Origin of the sequence: Pseudomonas sp. HMWF006 (genome assembly GCF_003061205.1) — a bacterium.
GTDB classification, from domain to species: domain Bacteria; phylum Pseudomonadota; class Gammaproteobacteria; order Pseudomonadales; family Pseudomonadaceae; genus Aquipseudomonas; species Aquipseudomonas monsensis.
Genome location: NZ_QAIU01000607.1, coordinates 3407 through 4155, shown reverse-complemented (window position 1 = coordinate 4155; position 749 = coordinate 3407). Strand labels below are relative to the sequence as shown.

Genomic DNA, 749 nt, shown 5'->3' with positions numbered 1-749 from the left:
GTCCTGATCGTTGGCGATAGTATCAGCGCCGGTTTCGGACTGGATACCCGGTTGGGGTGGGTATCGCTGCTCGAGCAACGGCTCAAACAGGAGGGTTTCGACGATAAAGTCGTTAACGCCTCCATCAGCGGCGACACCAGTGCCGGAGGCCAGGCACGGCTGCCGGCGCTGCTTGCAGAGCATAAGCCGGAACTGGTGATCCTTGAGTTGGGCGGCAACGATGGCCTGCGCGGAATGCCGCCAACGCAATTGCAACAAAACCTTGCGGCGATGATCGACAGCTCGCGCCAGAGTGGCGCCAAGGTGCTGTTGCTCGGCATGCAGCTGCCTCCCAACTACGGCAAGCGCTACACCGATGCCTTTGCCGAGGTTTACGGCAAACTCGCCGACGAGAAGAAGATCCCGCTGGTACCGTTTTTCCTCGACGGCGTCGGCGGTCATCCGGACCTGATGCAGGCCGATGGTCTGCACCCGGCAGCCGGGGCTCAGGGCAAGTTGCTGGAAAATGTCTGGCCGACGCTAAAACCGCTGTTATGAGGCTTTTCTAGTGGCAGGCTTTCGGCTAATGTGGCGCCCCCTTATTTGGAGCCCCCAATGCCGCGTTCTGCCTGGTCCCTGTTTGCCTACCAACTGATCGAGCCTGACGAACAGCTGGATCTGTTCGCCTGCCAGGAAGTGCGGGTGCATCTGGTGACCCGTCAGCTGGAACTCGGCGGCTCGGCGGATCGCACCTTGTGCGGCAGTCTGCT

At 61.0% G+C, this 749-nt stretch carries 1 protein-coding gene and 1 pseudogene; both read left to right on the top strand.

Features of this window, described 5'->3' with window-relative positions; translation table 11 throughout:
• Positions 1–537 (top strand): arylesterase (locus DBR24_RS28260; RefSeq protein WP_146189139.1); only part of this gene is annotated, 537 nt, incomplete at its 5' end.
• 57 nt (positions 538–594) lie between these two features.
• A pseudogene (locus tag DBR24_RS34185) lies at positions 595–749 on the top strand (hypothetical protein); the annotation flags it as partial.